The sequence below is a fragment of the Klebsiella sp. 141203 genome, from assembly GCF_032601985.1.
Classification (GTDB): Bacteria; Pseudomonadota; Gammaproteobacteria; order Enterobacterales; family Enterobacteriaceae; genus Klebsiella; species Klebsiella aerogenes.
In genome coordinates, this window is the sequence record NZ_JAQIRL010000014.1 from 1 (window position 1) to 1098 (window position 1098).

Below are 1098 nucleotides of genomic sequence, written 5' to 3' on the forward strand. Positions count from 1 at the left end.
GGTGCTCCCACTGCTTGTACGTACACGGTTTCAGGTTCTTTTTCACTCCCCTCGCCGGGGTTCTTTTCGCCTTTCCCTCACGGTACTGGTTCACTATCGGTCAGTCAGGAGTATTTAGCCTTGGAGGATGGTCCCCCCATATTCAGACAGGATACCACGTGTCCCGCCCTACTCTTCGAGTTCACAACCTGTGCATTTTGGTGTACGGGACTATCACCCTGTACCGTCGGACTTTCCAGACCGTTCCACTAACACACAAGCTGATTCAGACTCTGGGCTGCTCCCCGTTCGCTCGCCGCTACTGGGGGAATCTCGGTTGATTTCTTTTCCTCGGGGTACTTAGATGTTTCAGTTCCCCCGGTTCGCCTCGTTAACCTATGTATTCAGTTAACGATAGTGTGACGAATCACACTGGGTTTCCCCATTCGGACATCGCCGGCTATAACGGTTCATATCACCTTACCGACGCTTTTCGCAGATTAGCACGTCCTTCATCGCCTCTGACTGCCAGGGCATCCACCGTGTACGCTTAGTCGCTTAACCTCACAACCCGAAGATGTTTCACTTCTGATTGCGAAAATTTGAGAGACTCGAACACACATTAACTGTGTGTCGTTTCAATTTTCAGCTTGATCCAGATTTTTAAAGAGCAAAACTTCGCAGTGAACCTTTTCAGGTACACTCTGAAGTTTTCTTGTTTTTTGCAGTAAGGATGGTGGAGCTATGCGGGATCGAACCGCAGACCTCCTGCGTGCAAAGCAGGCGCTCTCCCAGCTGAGCTATAGCCCCATCGTAGTTATCTCATCAACCTTAATTCTTTCTGAGACAAGGCGTGGAACGGCGAAGCATACTCAGGTATGCGAGTCGTTTCACAACGCGGTATCAGGAAGAATTTGGTAGGCCTGAGTGGACTTGAACCACCGACCTCACCCTTATCAGGGGTGCGCTCTAACCACCTGAGCTACAAGCCTGCAGAGATTACTTACTGCTGTATTTTCATCAGACAATCTGTGTGAGCACTACAAAGGCAGGTTCTTTAAGGTAAGGAGGTGATCCAACCGCAGGTTCCCCTACGGTTACCTTGTTACGACTTCACCC

2 tRNA genes and 2 rRNA genes are annotated in these 1098 nt (G+C 50.0%); all 4 read right to left on the reverse strand.

The window, feature by feature from the left end:
* A 23S ribosomal RNA gene (locus tag PGR29_RS24780) occupies nt 1-543 on the reverse strand; the annotation flags it as partial.
* A 170-nt stretch (nt 544-713) separates the two neighbouring features.
* A tRNA-Ala gene (locus PGR29_RS24785) sits at nt 714-789 on the reverse strand.
* A 105-nt stretch (nt 790-894) separates the two neighbouring features.
* A tRNA-Ile gene (locus PGR29_RS24790) sits at nt 895-971 on the reverse strand.
* 71 nt (nt 972-1042) lie between these two features.
* Nucleotides 1043-1098, reverse strand: a 16S ribosomal RNA gene (locus tag PGR29_RS24795); the annotation flags it as partial.